This is a genomic window from Micromonospora parva (assembly GCF_040649675.1).
GTDB lineage: Bacteria > Actinomycetota > Actinomycetes > Mycobacteriales > Micromonosporaceae > Micromonospora > Micromonospora parva.
Genome location: NZ_JBEZFX010000016.1, coordinates 99,390 through 118,370, shown reverse-complemented (window position 1 = coordinate 118,370; position 18,981 = coordinate 99,390). Strand labels below are relative to the sequence as shown.

The following is an 18,981-nucleotide window of genomic DNA, read 5'->3' as shown; positions in this document are numbered from 1 at the left end:
GCAGCGTCCGGGGTGGCGGCTGCTGGAGCCGCCACCCCGGGCAGGACGGTCACTGAGGTGCCGCGATGCGCCGGACGCGGAAGGCACCGTCGAAGCCTCGGGCGCGGCGGACGCCGTCGAGGCCTCGGGCGTGGCGGGTGCCGTTTGCCTCAGGCGGTGAAGGCGCCGTCGATGGCGATGGACGCGCCGCTGATGAAGGTGGCCTCGTCACTGAGCAGGAACGTGGTGAGTGCGGCGACCTCGTCGGAGGTGCCGGCGCGGCCGGTCGGCTGCGTGGACAGGTAGCGCTGCGCGGCCTCCGGGGCCTGGCTGACCACGTTCTGCCAGAGCGGGGTGTCGATCAGGCCGGTGACCAGGGCATTGACCCGCACATTGGAGCGCGCCACGTCGAGGGCGGCCGAGCGCGTCAGACCGATGACCCCGTGCTTCGCCGCGTTGTAGGCGGCCTGCGTCGGGTCACCCTTCACGCCGGAGACGGAGGCGTTGTTGACGATCGCGCCCCCACCGGAGGCGATGATCGCCGGAAGCTCGTACTTGAGTCCGTAGAAGACGCTCGTCAGGTTGAGGGCGAGCGACCGCTGCCAGTTGTCACTGTCGGTCTCGCGCACGCTGGCCATCGGGCCACCGCCGGCGTTGTTGAACGCACCGTCCAGCCGCCCGTACTCCGTCACCGCGGCGTCGACGAGCCTCGCCATCTCTTCCTCCACCGTGACGTCGGTGGGCACGAAGAGGGCGGCACCGCCCGCCGTCCGGATCTGCGCCGCGACCTCCTCGCCGCGGTCCTTGTCCCGGGCGCCGATGACGACCCGAGCACCTTCCGTGGCCGCCCGCCTGGCGAAAGCCAGGCCCATGCCCTGCGTGCCACCGGTCACGACCAGCACCTTCGATTCCAACCGTCCAGACATCTCGCCGCACATCCATTCGAGTGATGAGCCGCCGCAGAGCGCGGGGCTTCGCGAGACGGAACGCTAGCCTTATCTGGAACGTTCGACAAAGTAACAGGCCTCACAATTTGAACGCTGCGTAGTGAGGCTGCTCGTCATAACCCGGCTTTTGGCGTCGAAGCGGTCGCCCGAACGGTGCTACCTGGCGATGCGGATCCTGTAACCGCACGCACATTCTGTGGCGATCGTTCCATAACCTCACTAGCGTGGGGCGGGTCGCTAATCCCAGCAAATCACCCTTAAGGAACAGTCATGCCCACAGCTCACGCCGCCCCGGAGTCCCACCGGTGGAAGGCCCTGCTGTTCATCTCCATCGCGCAACTGATGGTGGTGCTCGACGGGGCAGTCATGAACATCGCTCTCCCCTCGGCGCAGCAGGCGCTGCACTTCACCGACGGCAGCAGGCAGTGGGTGGTGACCGCGTACGGTCTGGCCTTCGGCGGCCTGCTGCTCGTCGGTGGCCGCATCGGTGACATGGTCGGGCGCAAGCGCACCTTCCTGGTCGCGCTGGCCGGCTTCGCTGTCGCCTCGGCGATCGGCGGCCTGGCCGTCAACGCCGCGATGCTGCTGCTCGCACGGGCGCTACAGGGTGTGTTCGCGGCCCTGCTCGCGCCGGCCGCGCTGTCGTTGCTCTCCCTGTCCTTCACCCAGCCCAGGGAACGCGCCAAGGCGTTCGGCGTGTTCAGCGCGGTGTCAATCGCCGGCGGTGCTGTCGGCCTGATCGTGGGAGGGCTGCTCACCCAGTACCTGAACTGGCGCTTCGCGATGTTCGTCCTGGTGCCGATCGCGGTCGTCGGGATCCTCGGCGCCAGCCGCACCGTGCACGACGACGGCGAGCGGCACCGCGCCCGACTCGACCTCCCCGGCGTCCTGCTGGCCAGCTCCGGGCTCGTCGGCCTGGTCTACGGGTTCGGCGTCGCCGAGAGCCACGGATGGTCGGCAGGCGTCACCATCGGATCCTTCACCGCCGGGGTGCTGCTGTTGGCGACCTTCGTCGTGGTGCAGGCGCGGGTCCCGTCCCCGTTGCTGCCCCTGCGCGTCCTGACCGAGCGCAACCGGGCCGCCGCGTACCTCTCGGTCGGCCTCGCGATCGTCAGCATGTTCGGGATGTTCCTACTGCTCAGTTACTACTTCCAGCAGGTCAAGGGATGGTCGCCGGTGATGGCCGGGCTGGCGTTCATGCCGATGGCCGTGCCGCAGGCCATCGGGGCCACGCAGATCGGCGCCCGACTCGCGCACCGGATCGCCCCTCGACCGATCATGGTCGGTGGATACCTCGTCACCGCTGTCGGTCTGGTACTGCTCGCGCTGCTCGACGCGGACAGCGGCTTCCCGGAGATCGCGCTCGCCGAAGCCGTGATCGGGCTCGGCATCGGCACCGCCTTCATGCCCGCGATGAGCATCTCCACCCACGGCGTCGAGCCCACTGACGCCGGTGTCGCCTCCGCGATGATCAGCTCGTCGCAACAGGTCGGCGGATCGATCGGCACCGCGCTGCTCAACACCATCGCGACCAGCTCCGCCGCCACCTATCTGCTCTCGCACGGCGGCCCGGCGGCCCAGACCCAGGTACGGAATGAGGCGCTGATGCACGGCTACTCGGTCGCGTACTGGGTCGCCGTCGGATTTGTGGTCACGGCGGCCCTCGTCTCCGCGACCATGGTGAACGCCGGCGCTCCGAAGCACGTCCCGGCCCCGCCGGACGCCCTCGGGGACGTCGCGCCCGTGCACTGATCGCTGTCGTACCTGTCAGATGGGGCGCGGTGACCGAGGACACGGTGCACTGACTCCGTCGAGAGAGTGGAATCAGAGCTGTGAGCAGAGAAGGCACCGGCGAGTGACGTGGTGAGGCCCGCTCTTTCGGCCCACGATCGGGGTCCGTCCCGTCCTGACCCGACGCCCGTGGCGAGCGAATCGGTCCGGGTAACTGTCGGGCACCGCCAGCGCTGGGCGGTGGAGACCATGGCCGTGGCGCCCGACGACCAGGTGCTGGAGATCGGGTGCGGCCGGGGAGCGGCAGTGTCCCTGGTCGCCGGTCAACTCACCACCGGCCGGATCGTCGCCATCGACCGCGCCGCGACGATGGTACGGCTCGCTACCCGGCGGAACCTCGGCCACATCGACGCCGGCCGAGCCGAGATCCGGTGTGCCGGGTTCGAGTCCGCGGACCTCCCGACCGAACACTTCACCAAGATCTTCGCGGTGAACGTCAGCCTCTTCTGGTTGGGCGACGCGGCGCAGCTGATCGCTCGGATGCGAAGCCTGCTGGCGCCGGGGGGACGCCTGTACGTCTTCGGCGAACGACCCAGCGCCGCGCACGCCACCGCGAACCTCGCCGCCACCGAACTACTGCTCGCAGCCCAGGGGTTCGCGACGACCACATCGAGCGTCACCCGTGGTCAGGGCCGGGTGCTGACCTGCGTCATCGGCACGCCTGTCGAATGAGCTGGGGCGTGACCGCGCACCCAACGTGAGCCGGGCGGGCTCGGCGTCCTGCCGAGCCCGCCCGTTCCCTGTCAATCGAGCGTGATCAACCGGGTCAGCGCTGCAGCGTCAGCAGACCCGGCCGGTACGGCAGCAGACCGTAGTCGACGCCGTTGGAGCTGGGGGAACGACCCTGGTAGAGCAGTTGCAGGTTGCAGGCGTTGACAGTCATCGTCTGGTCAGCGCTGGTCCGCAGCAACTCACCGTGGCTGATGTCGTTGGTCCAGGTCGCGCCACTGTTCGCCTTACCCGCGAACGGGTTGCTCTCACTGGTGGCCTGCGGCGTCCACGAACCACCCAGGCTGGTGGCGGTGAACGACCGGAAGTAGCGACCCTGCGACCCGATCGCCTCCACGATCATCAAGTACTTGTTCAGGCCCTGCAGCTTGTACACCTGCACCGCCTCGAACAGGTTGTTCGTCGTGTCACTCATGATCGTCGTGTAGTTCGACCCGAAACTGCCCGGGAAGTTCCCGATCGGCATACTCGCCCGGTAGATCTTCCCGTTGTCACCGGCGAAGAACAGGTACATGTTCTGGCTGTCACCGATCACCGCCTGATCAATCGGACCCGTACCCGAACCAGTGATGCTCCCACTGAACAACGTCTGCGGCGACGACCACCCATTCGGGTTCGTCGGATCCGACGACGTCCGGTACGAGAACGCCGGCCCACCCCACTGATACGCCAACACCCAGATGTTGCGCGGCGCGAAGTAGAACAACGACGGCGCCACCGTCCCCGAGTTCATCGCGTTCTGACTCGCCGAACCCATCTGCGAGTAATTCGAGAACAGGCCGAAGTTCATCGAACCCCAGCTGCTCCCGAAATCGTGGGTGGTGGCGTAGACCAGCTGCTGACCGTTGTACGGCGCGACGGTGAAGTCCTTCAACGACACCCAACCCGACCTCGGCTGCGCCAACGCACCCGTCGACGACCACCGGTACGACGAGGGCAGGTCACAGGTGCCGGTCGGCGGCGGCGTGGTGGGGTCGGTCCCACCGCCGACGCGGACGAACTGCCACTGCTGGTTGGTGCCGTTCCAGTCGTCGTACTGCACGATGTTTCCGCCGTCGGCGGTCGAGGCGCCCTGCACCTCCATCACCTTGTTGCTGTTCCGATTGATCAACCGGACGTAACCGCTGTCCGAGTCGGCCAACCGGAACTGCTGGTTGGTGCTGTTGTTGTCGGTCCACTGCACGATTGCGCCGCCGTTGGCGGTCGAGAAGCCCGAGACGTCCAGCACCTTGTTGGACAGCCGCGACTTCACCCGGTAGTAGCCTCCACCGGAGTCGACGAACTGCCACTGCTGCTGGTTACCGTTGTTGCGGGTCCACTGCGTGATCCGCGCGCCGTCGTTCGTGGCCAGGTTGTACACGTCCAGGGCCTTGCCGCTGTTGCGATTGATCAACACGTACCACGCGTTCGTGTCGACGGTCGCCGCTGCGGCGGGCGACGACACCACCGCTACGGCGGCGCCACCGACCATCAACGCCGCCGCGCTGGCGGCGAGGAGACGGGGCAACCACCAACGTTGCCGCCGCGACGGCGGTGCGATTGTTGGAGACCTATCGAGGGCAGACATGATCCTCCTCCAATGACCAAGAGCCGAACGGCCTGCCCGGGGTGGGCGTACCGCGACGCGTGGCCGAGCAAACAGGCGTCAAGAAGTTAGCGTTAACAAGATGCCGGCGAGCCCTGGCGCACGCCTGATTCGAGATCGACGAGGCAGGGCTTGCCCGGAAAGCCAAGGTGTCGTCGTCCTTAGGCATCGACTGTGAGCGATAACATGCCGTTCGTCAAGACGTAACGTGCTGGGAACATCAACGGTCGTCGAACCACGGATCTTGGAGCGGAACACCCTCGACCGACTTCCCGCAGGCATCGCCCCAGATCCCCGCCCAGAGCACGACCACCACCCTTGAGGCGGCGTCGAGCGCGCGTTAACATCGACGTTTGCCCATCGCCTGGGGAGCCGTGCGCCGTGGCCATCAGCGCGGGCGTCCTGGTCGGCATCACCCTCACCGACACCCGGCGCCAACGGCGTGCGGTGTCGGCGGCGCCGGGTGGACGGAGTGGTTGATCCCGCAGTCCAGCCGTCTGTTGACGTCGAACGTGGGGATGCGGTCCGACCACCCGGCGCGAGCGCCCGAGCTATCGGCGGCTCCACTGCTGGTTGGTCTGTCCGGTGCAGGTCCAGAGGACGAGCTTCGTGCCGTTGCCGGTGCCCATGTTGTAGGGGTCCAGGCAGAGGCCGGACTGCACCCCGGTGATGGTGCCGTTGGCGTTCACGTTCCACTGCTGGTTCGTGCCGCCGTGGCAGTCGTAGATGGTGACCTGGGTGCCCGGGGAGGTGCCGTAGCCGGCGGCGTCGAGGCACTTGTTGCCGTACACGGTCAGGGCCTTGCCGCTCGTGTAGGTCCACTGCTGGTTGGTACGACCGTGACAGTCCCACAACTGCACCTGCGTGCCGTTGGTGGTGGACGAGCCGGGGACGTCGACGCAGCGGCCAGACAGCGCACCCACGATCGCGTTGGTCTGCCCGGAGCCGGTGCCCGGGTCGCCGATGCTGCCGGGCACCGACTGCAACGCGCTGTACCAGCGGGCGGCCATCTTGTCGTAGCCGCCGGAGGTGGGGTGGATGCCGTCGATCAGGTCGCCAGTGGTGAGGGCGCTGTGCATGTCGACCAGGCGCACGCGCTTGCCGGCGTTCACCTTGCTCTGCACGATGCCGGGGATCGCCGCGTTGAACGTGCGGACGGCTGCTTCCTGGTTGCTGTTGGACAGCGGGATGATCTGCGCGACGAACACGTCAGCGGTGGGAGCCGTCGTCGTGATCCGGTCGATCAGGGTGGAGAGCCGGTTCGGCGCGGTGCTCACGTTGTAGTTCTGCAGGATGTCGTTGGTGCCGATGTGCAGCAGGACGGTCCGCGGCCGTTGGGTGTTCAGCCAGCCGACGATGTTCGCGTCGATCTGGTCGATCCGCCAGCCCGGGTGCCCCTGGTGGTCGTGGTCACCCAGGCTGGCCGGCCCGTTGAACTGCGACCCGACGAAGTCCACCGTGTACCGGCCGTTGACGAGGCGCTGCCAGAGCCCGATGCGGTACCCACCCGGCACCTGGGTGCCCTCGGTGATGGAGTCGCCGAGCGGCATCACCCGTACCCCGCCGTTGGATTCCGCGCTGGCCGGACCGGTCGAGGTCAGCACCCCGGCGAGGACGACCCCGAGCGCGGCGGTCGCCGCGAGCCATCTTGCCCTCGTTCGCATAGATTTCTCCCCTGCAGTGGTAGTGCTGACCGAGGAGTCAGGCCGTGGCGACCGTCACCACATCGGCATGACGATGCCGTCGCAGCACTGGGACGGGTTTGTTAACGCTAACAGCGATCCATGTAAATTCTTGTCGCTGACCTCGCCCACGTCAAGCGTGCCAGCACCCTTGGGTAGCGGCGCCGACCCAGCGCGACGCCCGCGCCCCTGCTGGCGGCGGTGATCCACGTCAACCGAGCCGACAGATCAACCAGTTCGTGGCCGAAGAGAGCCGGATCAGCGAGAACGTCGCCAGCACGAACAGCACCATCGAACACGGCGGCGTCTACAACGGCAGCGGCACCGTCGTACTGCGCCGCACCCACGTCGACCGCAACCGGGCCATCGGCTCAAGCTCGCAGGGCGGCGGGATCTACAACAACGCCACCCTCAACCTCACCGAAAGCAAGATCACCGACAAACATCTCCACACTGGCACCCGGCGGGATCTTCAACGACAGCGCCCAGGTCACCGTGGACCAGAAGACGGCCATCACCGGCAACCGGCCCACCAACTGCACACCCAGCTCACCGCCAGTACCCAACCGCTTCGGCTGATCAGGCGAGGCGCTCGGTACGTGGGTTGTCAGACGGGCATCCGGTCCCGCACGGCTTCGATCATGACGATCGGACCGCTGCGGGACCGGACACCTGCCTACGGGACGACTTCAGCTCAGCCCCGCAAAGCGGGGACACCAACTGACGGTGCAGGGCGCATTGCGGCGACCCGAACTGCGCAGACCTACGCCCGTTCAGTGCCCCCCACCAGGAGAGCGGGGCCGCCAACCGACGACCCAAGCGTGATTACGGAAAGCGACGACACCAACCTGGCAGCCAGCGCCCGACGGGGGTGGCCAACAAAAAAACGTCTGGCCGCGTTTCCGCAGGCCAGACATTTTATGATCTTGTGCGCCCGAAGGGACTCGAACCCCTAACCTTCTGATCCGTAGTCAGATGCTCTATCCATTGAGCTACGGGCGCTTGTGCTCAGCCAGTGTACACACCCGGCTTTCGCGCGGAGACTCCGGGATTCGAACCCGGGAGGGGCTTTAAGACCCCAACCGCATTAGCAGTGCGGCGCCATAGACCAGACTAGGCGAAGTCTCCCTGGTGATCCTCAGACCACCGCGCCCGAGGATACAGGTCGCCACCCACCGGGAGCAAAACGACTTCCGGGGTACGCCCGCCAGGGCCGCCCGCCCTCGGTGATTCCACGCTGTGCGACGGCGTGATCGGGACTACGCTCCATCGATATGCAGGAGCAGCCGCCCAGCGAGTCGACCCGTCGAGAGCCTGCTGAGGGAGCGCGTCGGCGCTCCCCACGGGCCACCTTCAGGCCGCCGATCGTGGCCGAGCCGACGGTGGCCGAGGAGCCGACCGGGACGGCGGAGTCCACCGAGGCGGCGGCCTCCCCGGCAGCCGCGCCGGCGAGCCCGCGTCCTCGACGGGCCAAGGCCGCCCCGACGGTGCTCTTCCAACCACCGGATCCGGACCGCCCACTGCCCCGACAGCCTGGACGCGCACCGGCCGACCTGACCACCGACGCGACAGCGGGTCAACCAGGACCGTCGAGCGGTGACGAACCAGCCCCGCCGAAGGCACGCACCACCCCCACCCGCAAGGCAGCTGCCCGGAGCGCGGCCGAGCCGCCCGCCGAGGCGATCCCGACCACGCCGGCACCGCGCAAACGTGCCGCGAGCCCCACCAAGGCCGCGAACACCAGGGCCGCGAGCCCCACGAAGGCCGCGAGCACCAGAGCCACGAGCCCGAACGAGGCGACGAGCCCCAGCAAAGTGGCGACCCCGGCCAGAGCCGCAAAGGCCACCAAGCGCGCGGCCGCCCCGCGCAAGAGCACCACGCCGGCCGAGCCCGCCCCCGAACCTGTCGCCGAGCAGGTCACGGCACCGGCGGCACCCGTCGCGCGGCAGGCTGAGCCGGCTCTGGGGCGTACCCCGGAATCGGAGCTGCGGGCGGTCGCCGCGCGCGTGCTCGACCACCCTGGCTTCGCGCCGGAGCTGTTGGCGCTGGCCGCGGTGCGGGCGTTGGGGCCCGGCGCGGCCGGGTGGGCGGCGGGGTTGCGCACCCGGTATCCGGACGCGTCGGCGGACGGCCTGGGACGGTTGGCGACCCGGCGGTTCGTCCGTTCGGCGGGTGCGGGCGGGGCGACCGCCGCGCTTGCCGGTGTCTTCGCGCCGCTGGCCGAGTTGGCCGCGGTGCTGTGGACGCATGCGGAGCTGGTGCTGCACCTGGCCGCGGCGTACGGCAAGGATCCGACGCATCCCGACCGGGCCGTCGACCTGCTGGTGCTGACCCAGGTGCACCCGGACCGGGCGAGCGCGGTGGCGGCCCTGGCCGGCGCGGAGTCGGCGGGCGACCCGGTCGAGGGGGCGTGGCCTCGGGCGGCGGAGGCGGCCTGGCGGTTGGCCGCGCCGCTCACCGCGCAGGCCGGTGGTTGGGTGGCGTTGCGGCTGGTGGCCCGGTTGCTGCCGGGGGCGGCGGTGCTCGCGGCGGCGCTGGGTGACGCGGCAGCGGCCGACCGGCTCGCGGCCCGGGCGGTGGCCGTCTATCGACCCGGTCGGGGCTGACCGGTCAGAGCCAGTCGAACCATTCGCGGGGCAGCAGCGCGTAGCCGACGAAGGCGAACACGTCGAGCAGTGTGTGCGCGATGACCAGCGGCATCACCCGCCGGGTGCGCAGGTAGAAGAGGCTGAACACCACACCCATGACGGCGTTGCCGACGAACGCGCCGAAGCCCTGGTACAGGTGGTACGAGCCGCGGAGCAGCGCGCTGGCCACGATGATCGCGGCCAGCCGCCAGTGGAGCTGGCGCAGCCGGGTGACCAGGTAGCCGACCACGATCACCTCTTCCAGCACGGCGTTCTGCACGGCGGCGAGGATCAGCACCGGGACCGCCCACCACACGTCCGGCAGCGCGGCCGGCACCAGCGTCGCGTTGAGGCCCAGGTGGGCCGCGACCCAGAACAGCGCCAGCCCGGGTAGGCCGATGAGCGCCGCCAGGCCGGCACCGCGCGCCACGTCCTGGCCGGGCCGCCGGGCGTCCAGGCCGAGGGTCCGCGCCGGGTCGCCGGGGTCACGGCTGAGCAGGTGTACGGCGAGCAGCACCGGCAGCAGCGCGAACACGATGCCGAGCAGTTGGTACGTGAGGTCCAGCCAGGGTCGGGCCGACGCCGAGGTGTTCAACGAGGCGGTCTGCTTGGAGAGCGGACCGTCGGCGGTCAACTTCGCGATGATCGACACCACCGCGTAGATCGCGGACTGGCCGAGGGAGAGGCCGAGGACCAGCAGCGTCTCGGTGCCCAGCAGTCGGCGGGACACCGGGCGGGTCAGCTCAACGGTCACCGCACCACTCTGCCCGACGGGCGGCGGCGGTGACATGGCCGACCGGCCAGCATGAGCCGATCGCACATTCTGTGCGACCAGTCGACACTCTCCGTGGAGATTCTATGGGCGCCCGATCCGTTGCCGTCTGGAGAAGGAGCGCCCGTGGACAACCTCGCGCGGTTGCTGAAGGAGAGCTGGGCCCTGGTCGAGGACGACCGGGTCCGGTTGAGCGGTCACTTCTACGCTCGGCTGTTCCTGCTCGACCCCGCCCTGCGGCAGCTCTTCCCGGTGCAGATGACCGGCCAGGGCGACCGCCTGCTCGAAGCGATCATCGCGGCGATCCACACCGTCGACGACCCGGAGAGCTTCGACGAGTTCCTCCGGGCGTTGGGTCGCGACCACCGTAAGTACCACGTCGACGAGCAGCACTACGCGACGATGGGCACCGCGCTGCTGGACGCCTTGCGCAGCATCGCCGGTGACGGCTGGAACCTGGAGTACGACCAGGCGTGGCGGGAGGCGTACGCGGCGATCGCCGCCCTGATGGTGGCCGGCGCGGCCGCCGACGACGACCCGCCGTTCTGGCACGCCGAGGTGCTGACCCACGAGCGGTACGGCCCGGACACCGCCGTGCTGACCTGCCGGGCGTTGCAGCATCCGCTGCGCTGGCAGGCGGGGCAGTACGTGAGCCTGGAGGTGCCCCGCTACCACCCCCGGGTGTGGCGCAACTACTCCGTGGCGAACGCCCCGAACGACGACAACGTGCTGGAGTTCCACGTGCGGTCTCCCGGGGCCGGCTGGGTGTCCGGCGCGCTGGTCCGGCGGGTGCGGCCGGGTGACCTGCTGCGCCTGGCGGCGCCGATGGGGTCAATGACGGTGGACCGCGCCTCGGAACGGGACATCCTCTGCGTGGCCGGCGGCGTCGGGCTGGCACCGATCAAGGCGCTGGTGGAGGAGCTGGCCACCTTCAACCGGACCCGGTGGGTGCACGTCTTCTACGGCGCCCGGCAGGCGGCCGACCTGTACGGCCTGGCCGCGTTGCAGGAGTTGGTGGCCGTACACCCGTGGTTGTCGGTCACCCCGGCGTGCAGTGAGGACCCGGACTTCGACGGCGAGCAGGGCGACATCCCGGACGTGGTGGCCCGGTACGGCCCGTGGACCACGCACGACTGCTACGTCTCCGGTGCCGCCCGGATGGTCCGGTCCACCCTGCGGGTGCTCGCCGCGGACGACGTGCCGCCGCCACGCATCCGCTACGACACCTTCGGTGACCTCTAGACGTTCCTCCCCCCACACCGGGGCGCGTGCCCCTGCCCCCTGGGGCACGCGCCCCGGTCCCTCGTCGGTCAGTAACTCCACGGGCGGGCGGTCTCGCGGTACTCCTCCACCGGCACCAACGGCACGCCGGGTGCCATCCGGTCCACGTAGAGCCGGCCCTCCAGGTGGTCGACCTCGTGTGCGACAAGGCGGGCCATGCCGAACTCGAACGAGGTGATGATCCGGCTGCCGTCCCACCGGGCGTGCTCCACGTCCAGGCGCAGCGGTCGGGGCACCAGACCTCGGTGGTCGAAGAAGGAGAGGCAACCCTCGTACTGCTCGTCGGTTTCCAGGTCGGCGTCGACCACCCGGGGGTTGAGCAGCACGACCGGCTCCGCCGCCCGGTCGGGGGGCCGCACCACCGCTGCCGCCCGGTCGATGCCGAACTGCGGGGCGGCGACCCCCACTCCCTTGCTGAACGGGTGCAGCTCGTCCAACCGGGTCAGGATCGCGGTGAGCCGGTCGACAACGGCCCGGGCCCCCCGTTCCTCACTGGGCAGATCGAACGGGCGGGCACGCTGGCGGAGCAGATCGGCGCCGCGTTGCAGCACGCCGAGGCCGCGCATCCGGTCGCTGGGTCGGACCCGGGTGGCGCCGGGTCCGACGTCCGGTTCGGTGTCCGGTCGGGCGCGGAAGCGCCACTGCATCCGGTAGCGGGCGTTCAACGGCGGGTCGTCGGTCTGCCAGTCGTAGATCGCCCGGTCGTCCTCGTCGTGACGCTGCGGGGCCGTCCGCAGCGGGCCCTCCTCCGCGCTGAGCGAGGTCTCCACGCCCCAGACCTGTGGGTCGAGCGCCGCCGGCAGGTCCAGGCGTACGGCCAACTGCCGGGTGGGCAGCCGGACGGCTCGCTGGAACCAGAGGCCCCACTTCTCGTGCCCGACGCTGTACGCGTACTCGACGGTGGCCCGGTCACCCGGGTAGAGGGGGAAGCGCCGCTCTCCGTTCTCGAAGAGCAGCCAGATCTCCTTGAACGCGTCCCGGTCGTGTTTGGCCCGCCAGTGCATCGGCTCCGGGTCCCCGCCGCCGTCGTCCCGGCGGGCCTGTATCTGCAGCTCGGCGAAGGTGAGGGGGTGCTCCCGGTGGTGCCGGTTGGAGCGGCCGGGGTCGTTCGGGTAGCGGTCGACGGCGACCCGGACCAGGTAGCGGGTGACCGGCTCAAGGCCGGCGTTGTACAGCTCCCGGCGGATGACGCACCGGTAGCCGTCCTCGGTGTGGGTGAGCGTGGCCAGTTCCCGTTCCACGACCAGGCCGGTGCCGGGTGGCAGCCACTGTCCCGGCAGGTACGGCCCGCGGTGCGGCTGGCCCACCCGGGCGTGCCGGAGGTCGTCGTACTCCCGGAAGCGTTGCCAGATCGCGCCGCTGGCTTCCAGGACGGCCTCGGCTCGGCGGGCGAAGTCCTCGGTGGGGCGGTGCCGGCGCCCCTCGACGTGGCTCACGTAGGACGGGTCGAACCCCATCAGAACGGCCAGTTGCTTCTTTGACAGCCCGCGCCCGGTCCGTTGCCGGGCGAGTTCGGCCGCGAAGGAGTCGGCAGCCCGTTCGAGGGGTGAGGTCGTCATCAGCTTCCTCGTGGCCGGGGATATAAGTTTCACGTTCCGTGCCCGAGCACACACTCATGTGGCATCTTTTCGACACACCGCTTGACAATTCGCCGAAGACACCAGCCGCGTGGCGGCGTTTCCCAGCATCGGCTCCGGGTAGTAGCCGAGGCGTCACACCCGCCGGATGCGGAGTGACCTGCGCCTCCGGGATTGGACCAAGGTGAGCCTTCCCTTACGGTCGCAGGTCTGGTTAGGCTAGCCTTAGCTCAGGACGGCACTCGTTCGTCCGCCGGGGCGCACTCCTCGGTCACAGAGACAGGGGACGACTCAGGTGACAGCGGTGATGCCGAGGTGGGAGGCCGCCACCACGCCGCTCGCTCCCGTCACCGCTGCGCTTCGGGCCATGTTCGGCACCGACGACCTCCCCGGCCTCGCCCGGGGTCTGCTGGTCGAGGACGAGTTCGGCTGGTCGCCCGCCACCACCCTGATCGACGGCAGCCGACTGCCGGAGCTGCTGAACGGCGCCGCCGTCCGCTGGGGCGGCACCCCGCACGCCTGCGCGGCACTGGCCTGGAAGTCGTACAGCTACTGGGCCGCGCTGCCGGTCGTGCTCGGCTGGGCCTCCGCCCGGCGGGTGCCACTGCTCGATCCGGCCGACCTCCTGATCCACTTCGAGGACCACCGGCAGCTGCTCACCATGGGTCTGCGGCGGGGCACCACGGTGGCGGTGCTGCCGAACGACCCGCTGGCGCTCGCCGGCCTGCCGGAGGTGCGGGTCGTCGCCGACGAGGCGGAGCTACTCGCCGCACTGCGCGCGTCACTGCTCGACGCCCATCTGGCGCCGCTCATCACGGCGATCCAGTCCGAGGTCCGGGTGGGCACCCGGACGCTGCTCGGCTCGGTCGCCTCCGGCATCGCGCACGGCATCCTGCGGGCCGCCGACGGTCTGCCCGGCTCCACGGTGCAGAGCATCGAGACCCTGCTCGGCGCACTCGACCTGACCGACCTGATCGAGTTGGTGCCCGGGCCGACCGGTGAGCCGACAGTGCAGCGGCGTACCTGCTGCCTCGCCTTCACCCTGCCCCGGCCGAAGGTCTGCCAGGGCTGCTGCGTCCGTTAGGTAAGGGCTGGGCCGGCGCGGCTCAGTCGGTCAACGACCGGACGTCCCACACCCACACCCCACCGGTGAAGACCGGTTCGATCCCGGTCAGCTCGGTCATCCCCCGACGCAGCGCGGCCTCGTGCTCGTGTGGCCCGAGGATCACCACCCCAGCCCGCCAGTAGCGCAGGTCGTCGACCGCTCGGACCCGACTCTGCGGGGTGATCGGCGGCACCGCGCCGGTGCGCCGGATGGTGGCGAAGAAGTTGCTGGTGGGGCGCGGAACCGCCCCGAACAGCGCGACCTTCGGCGGGTCGGCGTTCGGGCGGGTGTCCGGGCCGAGGAAGTAGCCCCGTGCCAGCGGCATGTCCAGCCGGGTCGACGCGGACCAGCGCAGCGGCTCCGCGTACGTGGTGTCCGGCAACGGCAGGGTGACCACACTGCGCCCACCGCTCACGTACGGACGCCAGGCCCCACTGGTCACGAAGGTGGGGATCGGGTCGAGGCGGGCCACCGGCAGCGGGGTGGGAACGATCGGCAACAGGGCCATCGTGAGCATGGTGGCGGTGACGAAGCGGATCTGTCCCCGGGCCACCGGGTGCGCGTACGCCAACTCGCGGGCCCGTTCGGCGCCGTAGGCGAGCAGCAGCCCGATGATCGGGGTGATCGCCAACGCCCAGCGCGTCGGCACCACCGAGTGCAGGATGGGCAGGTTCTCCAACGCCGCCCAGGGGCCCGGCACACCGGTACCCCGGTTGTTGAAGCGGACCTCCCGACCCAGTGAGAGCACCGCGAAGAGCAACCCGAGCCCGGCCAGCGCGAGCACCACTATCGAGCGGCGCAACCACCAGACCAGGGCGATCACCAGCACCACCAGTGCCCAGCCGAAGAAGCTGTTCTCCTCGGTCGGGTTCTTGGCCAGGCCCGCTGCGGTGCGCGCGTTCCCGGCGAGGGACTCCCGGGAGTACGCGACGAACGAGGCCAGGTCACTGGAGTAGCCGCGGATCAGGCGGGACAGCCCGGAGTACGCGTCCGGGCCGAAGAACTGCACGTACAGGGGGTACGCCAGCAGGAGCGCGGCGATCCCGGCGGCGAGGGCCAGGCCGGCGAGGAAGGACCGGGCCCGTGACCGGATGTCCGCGCGGCCGACGGCGAGCACACCGATGACCACGCCGAGCCCGATCGCGGTCATCAGCAGGATCTCCAGGTTGAGGAATGCCTGCCAGACGATGACGAGCGCGAGGAGGACCCCGTTGCGCAGCCAGCGGCCCGGTTCGCCGAGTCGTAGCGTGCGCCAGATGATCAACGGGACGACGAACTGCGACACGATGTTCGGGTGACCATTGGCGTGCGACACCATCGCCGGCGCGAACGCGCAGAAGCCGGCGCCCAGCCAGGCCGGTCCCCGGCTGCCGATCAGGACCCGGGAGAGCACGAAATACCAGGCCGTGGCGGTGGCAATCATGCCGACGGTGAGAAAGACCAGGAATGAGGCGCGCGGCCCGAACAGCAGGGTGATCGGCGTCATTGGCAATGAAATGGATAATACGGACGTATTGGCCATCAGATTCACGCCGTCGGGCACGTTCATCTGATTGGAATGGAACGGATACGCAAAGTGCGTGACTACTCGCGCACCGTGGGCCATCATCCATTCGAACTGCGACTGGTCGGACTGGTTGTCCCGCACATCGCTGCCCGGGTCCAGCCAGAGTCGACCGGTGACCCAGAAGCCGAGCACCACGAAGCTCAGCACGGCGGCCAGATCCGCCCATTTCCCCCTGCGGGAAGGCCGAACGGCACCGGAGGCCCCCTCCGCCGGCGGCGCGGCGGCCGGGCCGTCGCTGCCGCTGGGCACGTCCGATTCAGGAGTAGTCATGACAATTCATAGGGTAGTCAGCGCATGGCACCGCCGTGACATGTTTCGGGGTACTGCCGTACTATGTGCCGGGTTCGCCGACCGCCGATCACGAATCCACCCCCCCGACCACAATTCGGCCACCCCGATGCCCCGATTCTTCTGCCGTCCCAGCGGATGATTCACTCTGTCGGTCCAGGCACGGGTCGAGTTCATATCGTGAGGAATCGACGCATGGCAGAAATCACTGGGGATCAGCGCGTGCAGTCCGAGGTGCTGGAAGGCCTGGCAACCGCTGTCAACCACCGTCGCTGGTTCATCGAGCTGGCCGTGCCGTACCTCGGCGACGACCCGATCGAGATCGGCAGCGGCCTTGGTGACTACGCGCTGGAATGGTCAGAGCGGCTGCCCCGGTTCACCGCCACCGAGGCCGACCCGGACCGGCTGGTGCAGCTCAAGGAGCGCCTCGCCGACCGTCCGAACATCGACGTCCGGCAGATGCTGCTGCCGCACAACGGCCGGGGCGACTACAGCGCCGCGGTCTCGTACAACGTCCTGGAGCACATCGAGGACCACGTGGGCGCGCTGCGGAGCATGCGCGACCTGGTCCGACCCGGCGGCGCCGTGATCATCATCGTGCCCGCGTTCCAGTTCGCGATGGGCCCGGCCGACATCGCCACCGGGCACGTCCGCCGCTACACCAAGAAGACGCTCGGTGCGGCGATGGCCGACGCCGGCCTGACCGTCGAGAAGATCCACTACGCGAACGCGCTCGGGCTGATCGGCTACTTCATGGCCACCAAGGTCTTCCGGCTGATGCCGAAGGAGGGCCCGATGGTCAAGGTGTACGACACCCTCGTCCTGCCCGCCACCAAGGCCGCCGAGCAACTGGTCCTCCCACCCTTCGGCCAGTCCGTCTTCGCCGTGGCCCGAGTCCCCTCCTGACCCCACCGCCGCGCGATCTTGCGCTTTCGGTCGTCGCTATGCCCTTTATGTCGGGAAAGTCGGGACAGAAAGTGCAAGATCGCGGCGCCTGGGCGGCGGTTACTCCTTGATCTGGTACGTGGGGCGGATTACCGCTCTCGCCAGGGTGTGGAACGTGAGGTTGAAGCCCACGTAGGCGGGGGTGGCGTCCGGGGTCAGGTCGAGGCGCTCGACGTCCACGGCGTGCACCGCGAAGACGTACCGGTGCGGGCGGTCGCCGGGGGGCGGAGCCGCCCCGCCGTAACCCTGGTCGCCGTAGTCGTTACGCACCGAGAACGCCCCGCCGAGGTCGGCGCCCGCCGCGCCGCCCGCCCCGCTGGGCAACTGGGTGACGCTGACCGGCAGGTTCACCAGCACCCAGTGCCAGAAACCGCTACCGGTCGGCGCGTCGGGGTCGTAGCAGGTCACCGCGAAGCTCTTCGTCTCAGCGGGAAAATCCGACCAGGTCAGCTGCGGCGAGACGTTGTCGCCCCCGGTGCTGCCATGCGCGTGCCGGGCGTCCATCGGCTCGCCGTTCTGCACGTCGTCGCTGGTGAGCGTGAACGAGGGCAGCGTCGGCAGCAACTCGTACGGGTCCGGGGCGATCGGTCGTTCCAGGGTCATGGGGACGCGTCCTTCCGATGTGCGGAGATACCAGCCCCTTCATACCCCGCTGCGGCCTGTCCGACGAGCGGCACTGTGGTTTTCCGGAGCTACGGTGGAGTTCGGGCAACGTCCTCAGGGGGACATCGTGGCCGGCATCTGGCGGGACTTCGTGGTGGCCGTCTTCACCGCGTTCCGCCGCCGGGACGAACAGGCCATCGCCGACGAACGGCGACGCGCGGTCGAGCGACTGGCCGACGAGACGATCCGCCAGCAGCGTCGGACCACCGACCCTCCGCAGTGACCGGAACGTGGGGCCCAGCGGCAGCACAGGGCTGCCGAATGAGCCTTCCACCGGCTCCCGGAAATGGCGTCGTCAGCGTATCGCCACCATCAATCCCCTGGCCGGTGCCGATGTCGTCTACCCGACCTTGGCTGACCCTCAACGAGCGAACCTGCTATCTCTGAATAACGGCGAGACGTCGGCGATATGAGGCGGCAACCCCGCTCGACTGCTAACGAATCCGTGGAATATTCACCGGCCGGGCAGAGACGACGGCAGGGTGTGGGCGACTGATCAGTAGGCCGAGTCACGGAGGAACCGAGTGACTGTCATCGCGGACGGCATCCTGGTCGTCAACTCTCTGCAGTACGCACCACAGTGGGCAGCTGCCGAAATCTTCGCACTGGCGAGAGCGGGACACCTCACACTCGAATCAACAGCAGAGGGTGTGGCAATCACCCGCACCGACAAGGCCACCACCGGCATGGAGCTCGAGGAGCGACTGCTGCTCAATGCCGTCTCGCCACAGGCCGTGCTGCACACCGAACACCAGGTGCCGGTGGCGCAGACAGTCACAGCGCTCACCTGCCAGTTGCTACGCCACCGGGGGCTTGCCCGCAAGCTGAGCCCCCGCCGGTTCATGCGCCGGGTGAGCATCTGCAGCTATGCCTTCTCGACCGCCCTCGGGATAGCGCCGATCGCCATCTTCCATTCCGTCAATTCGGTGTGCCTGGGGCTCGCGCTCTTCGCGACGGGGGTCATGAGTTGGAACACCAACGCCGGTGTCAACAAGGCGAGGGCGCGGGCCGTGCGCTTCACACGGCAGGGAAAACGGCAACACAAGCGGCTCAAGAAGCTCAGCCGTCGTCTGATATCCAGGTCCGAGCCGAGCCAGGAGGATCTACTTGCCCACGAACTGCTCTGGACCATTCACGTTCCACTCGTTCATGCCCCGACCGAGGCACCGCAATGGTTCACGGGCGATTGGCCCACGGATGCGGCGGAACGAACCGCATTGCTGCGCACGATGTTCGAATCCATCGCGACGGGATTGAACCAACCCGCCGACAAGAAGGGCCGTTTCGCGTTGGACGAGAACACCATGAAGGAAGCCGAGCTGTATCTGACCATCGATGGCATCAAGGAGACGGGTCAGATCCTGGTCGGTGTCGACACCGGCACGGACGTCGACTTCTCGCCGGGCGGCCCGTAGTCAACGCCCCCGGCAGCCGAGCTGATCA

The 18,981-nt window shown here is 69.0% G+C and carries 16 protein-coding genes and 2 tRNA genes; 9 read left to right on the top strand and 9 right to left on the bottom strand.

Going from position 1 to position 18,981, the window contains the following annotated elements; all coding sequences use genetic code 11:
- Nucleotides 1–149: 149 nt before the first annotated feature.
- Complete coding sequence (locus AB0C03_RS30150; RefSeq protein WP_030338098.1) at nt 150–905, bottom strand: SDR family NAD(P)-dependent oxidoreductase; 756 nt, start codon at nt 903–905, stop codon at nt 150–152.
- Between the two features lie 291 nt (nt 906–1,196).
- On the opposite strand from AB0C03_RS30150, the gene AB0C03_RS30145 reads away from it, so the two are divergent.
- Nucleotides 1,197–2,678 carry an MFS transporter gene (locus AB0C03_RS30145; protein ID WP_357640529.1) on the top strand — a complete coding sequence of 494 codons (1,482 nt, stop codon included), beginning with the start codon at nt 1,197–1,199 and terminating at the stop codon, nt 2,676–2,678.
- A 168-nt stretch (nt 2,679–2,846) separates the two neighbouring features.
- Nucleotides 2,847–3,389, top strand: a complete 543-nt coding sequence (locus AB0C03_RS30140) for a class I SAM-dependent methyltransferase (RefSeq protein ID WP_357640526.1) — start codon at nt 2,847–2,849, stop codon at nt 3,387–3,389.
- Between the two features lie 94 nt (nt 3,390–3,483).
- Here AB0C03_RS30140 and AB0C03_RS30135 read toward each other — a convergent pair whose 3' ends face one another.
- Both AB0C03_RS30135 and AB0C03_RS30130 read right to left on the bottom strand, forming a co-directional pair.
- Nucleotides 3,484–5,013, bottom strand: coding sequence for a non-reducing end alpha-L-arabinofuranosidase family hydrolase (locus AB0C03_RS30135; protein WP_357640522.1), 1,530 nt, complete (start codon nt 5,011–5,013; stop codon nt 3,484–3,486).
- 569 nt (nt 5,014–5,582) lie between these two features.
- Nucleotides 5,583–6,695, bottom strand: a complete 1,113-nt coding sequence (locus AB0C03_RS30130) for a ricin-type beta-trefoil lectin domain protein (protein ID WP_030331585.1) — start codon at nt 6,693–6,695, stop codon at nt 5,583–5,585.
- A 257-nt stretch (nt 6,696–6,952) separates the two neighbouring features.
- Here AB0C03_RS30130 and AB0C03_RS30125 point away from each other — a divergent pair, with 257 nt between their 5' ends.
- On the top strand, nt 6,953–7,669 hold the full coding sequence (locus AB0C03_RS30125; protein ID WP_357640519.1) for a hypothetical protein: 717 nt from the start codon (nt 6,953–6,955) through the stop codon (nt 7,667–7,669).
- On the opposite strand, the gene AB0C03_RS30120 is transcribed toward AB0C03_RS30125, so the two are convergent.
- Both AB0C03_RS30120 and AB0C03_RS30115 read right to left on the bottom strand, forming a co-directional pair.
- Nucleotides 7,643–7,715 (bottom strand) — tRNA-Arg (locus tag AB0C03_RS30120). The genes AB0C03_RS30125 and AB0C03_RS30120 overlap by 27 nt on opposite strands.
- Nucleotides 7,716–7,750: 35 nt before the next feature.
- A tRNA-Ser gene (locus tag AB0C03_RS30115) sits at nt 7,751–7,841 on the bottom strand.
- Nucleotides 7,842–8,080: 239 nt separating this feature from the next.
- Between AB0C03_RS30115 and AB0C03_RS30110 the strand changes: the two genes are divergently transcribed.
- Nucleotides 8,081–9,319, top strand: a complete 1,239-nt coding sequence (locus AB0C03_RS30110; RefSeq protein ID WP_357640516.1) for a hypothetical protein — start codon at nt 8,081–8,083, stop codon at nt 9,317–9,319.
- A gap of 4 nt (nt 9,320–9,323) precedes the next feature.
- On the opposite strand, the gene AB0C03_RS30105 is transcribed toward AB0C03_RS30110, so the two are convergent.
- Nucleotides 9,324–10,094: a CPBP family intramembrane glutamic endopeptidase gene (locus AB0C03_RS30105; protein WP_357640513.1), complete on the bottom strand. Its 771-nt coding sequence runs from the start codon at nt 10,092–10,094 to the stop codon at nt 9,324–9,326.
- Nucleotides 10,095–10,238: 144 nt separating this feature from the next.
- Between AB0C03_RS30105 and AB0C03_RS30100 the strand changes: the two genes are divergently transcribed.
- Nucleotides 10,239–11,354: a globin domain-containing protein gene (locus AB0C03_RS30100; protein WP_210859707.1), complete on the top strand. Its 1,116-nt coding sequence runs from the start codon at nt 10,239–10,241 to the stop codon at nt 11,352–11,354.
- 68 nt (nt 11,355–11,422) lie between these two features.
- On the opposite strand, the gene AB0C03_RS30095 is transcribed toward AB0C03_RS30100, so the two are convergent.
- Nucleotides 11,423–12,952 carry a peptide deformylase gene (locus tag AB0C03_RS30095; RefSeq protein ID WP_357640510.1) on the bottom strand — a complete coding sequence of 510 codons (1,530 nt, stop codon included), beginning with the start codon at nt 12,950–12,952 and terminating at the stop codon, nt 11,423–11,425.
- Nucleotides 12,953–13,277: 325 nt separating this feature from the next.
- Here AB0C03_RS30095 and AB0C03_RS30090 point away from each other — a divergent pair, with 325 nt between their 5' ends.
- Complete coding sequence (locus tag AB0C03_RS30090) at nt 13,278–14,054, top strand: IucA/IucC family C-terminal-domain containing protein (RefSeq protein ID WP_030331597.1); 777 nt, start codon at nt 13,278–13,280, stop codon at nt 14,052–14,054.
- 22 nt (nt 14,055–14,076) lie between these two features.
- On the opposite strand, the gene AB0C03_RS30085 is transcribed toward AB0C03_RS30090, so the two are convergent.
- On the bottom strand, nt 14,077–15,912 hold the full coding sequence (locus AB0C03_RS30085) for a DUF6311 domain-containing protein (RefSeq protein WP_247680604.1): 1,836 nt from the start codon (nt 15,910–15,912) through the stop codon (nt 14,077–14,079).
- Nucleotides 15,913–16,125: 213 nt separating this feature from the next.
- On the opposite strand from AB0C03_RS30085, the gene AB0C03_RS30080 reads away from it, so the two are divergent.
- A complete protein-coding gene (locus tag AB0C03_RS30080; RefSeq protein WP_030331601.1) occupies nt 16,126–16,836 on the top strand; it encodes a class I SAM-dependent methyltransferase in 711 nt (236 codons plus the stop codon).
- A gap of 99 nt (nt 16,837–16,935) precedes the next feature.
- Here AB0C03_RS30080 and AB0C03_RS30075 read toward each other — a convergent pair whose 3' ends face one another.
- Complete coding sequence (locus AB0C03_RS30075) at nt 16,936–17,478, bottom strand: YbhB/YbcL family Raf kinase inhibitor-like protein (protein WP_030331603.1); 543 nt, start codon at nt 17,476–17,478, stop codon at nt 16,936–16,938.
- Nucleotides 17,479–17,605: 127 nt separating this feature from the next.
- On the opposite strand from AB0C03_RS30075, the gene AB0C03_RS30070 reads away from it, so the two are divergent.
- The gene (locus AB0C03_RS30070; RefSeq protein WP_156057529.1) at nt 17,606–17,761 is read left to right on the top strand and encodes a hypothetical protein; all 156 of its coding nucleotides are present in this window, start codon (nt 17,606–17,608) and stop codon (nt 17,759–17,761) included.
- Between the two features lie 301 nt (nt 17,762–18,062).
- Nucleotides 18,063–18,953 (top strand): hypothetical protein, encoded by an 891-nt coding sequence (locus tag AB0C03_RS30065; RefSeq protein ID WP_210857666.1) that lies wholly within the window; start codon nt 18,063–18,065, stop codon nt 18,951–18,953.
- Nucleotides 18,954–18,981: the final 28 nt, after the last annotated feature.

What these genes read in the sequence shown, in the direction of transcription:
- AB0C03_RS30150 (WP_030338098.1), bottom strand. Translation starts at nt 905, where the DNA reads ATGTCTGGACGGTTGGAATCGAAGGTGCTGGTCGTGACCGGTGGCACG.
- AB0C03_RS30145 (WP_357640529.1), top strand. Translation starts at nt 1,197, where the DNA reads ATGCCCACAGCTCACGCCGCCCCGGAGTCCCACCGGTGGAAGGCCCTG.
- AB0C03_RS30135 (WP_357640522.1), bottom strand. Translation starts at nt 5,013, where the DNA reads ATGTCTGCCCTCGATAGGTCTCCAACAATCGCACCGCCGTCGCGGCGG.
- AB0C03_RS30130 (WP_030331585.1), bottom strand. Translation starts at nt 6,695, where the DNA reads ATGCGAACGAGGGCAAGATGGCTCGCGGCGACCGCCGCGCTCGGGGTC.
- AB0C03_RS30095 (WP_357640510.1), bottom strand. Translation starts at nt 12,952, where the DNA reads ATGACGACCTCACCCCTCGAACGGGCTGCCGACTCCTTCGCGGCCGAA.
- AB0C03_RS30090 (WP_030331597.1), top strand. Translation starts at nt 13,278, where the DNA reads ATGCCGAGGTGGGAGGCCGCCACCACGCCGCTCGCTCCCGTCACCGCT.
- AB0C03_RS30085 (WP_247680604.1), bottom strand. Translation starts at nt 15,912, where the DNA reads ATGACTACTCCTGAATCGGACGTGCCCAGCGGCAGCGACGGCCCGGCC.
- AB0C03_RS30080 (WP_030331601.1), top strand. Translation starts at nt 16,126, where the DNA reads ATGGCAGAAATCACTGGGGATCAGCGCGTGCAGTCCGAGGTGCTGGAA.
- AB0C03_RS30075 (WP_030331603.1), bottom strand. Translation starts at nt 17,478, where the DNA reads ATGACCCTGGAACGACCGATCGCCCCGGACCCGTACGAGTTGCTGCCG.